Origin of the sequence: Streptomyces lancefieldiae (assembly GCF_031845825.1) — a bacterium.
In the GTDB taxonomy this organism is placed as follows: domain Bacteria; phylum Actinomycetota; class Actinomycetes; order Streptomycetales; family Streptomycetaceae; genus Streptomyces; species Streptomyces lancefieldiae.
Genome location: NZ_JAVRFH010000462.1, coordinates 1 through 242, shown reverse-complemented (window position 1 = coordinate 242; position 242 = coordinate 1). Strand labels below are relative to the sequence as shown.

Annotated in this window: 1 protein-coding gene; it reads right to left on the bottom strand. The window is 68.2% G+C overall.

Features of this window, described 5'->3' with window-relative positions:
* On the bottom strand, positions 1-242 hold a 242-nt coding region (locus RM812_RS42955), incomplete at both ends, for a hypothetical protein (RefSeq protein ID WP_311586571.1).

Sequence of the window (242 nt, the reverse complement as noted above, 5' to 3'; positions counted from 1 at the left end):
TCCCGCTGCCCATACGTCGCCAGCAACGCCTGCGCCTCGATCGGATCACCCAGACGCGTCCCCGTCCCATGCGCCTCCACCACATCCACATCACCCACACCCAACCGCGCATCCCCCAACGCCTCCCGGATCACCCGCTGCTGCGACGGACCATTCGGCGCCGTCAACCCATTACTCGCACCGTCCTGATTCACCGCCGAACCACGCACCACCGCCAGCACCCGACGCCCATGACGCACCGC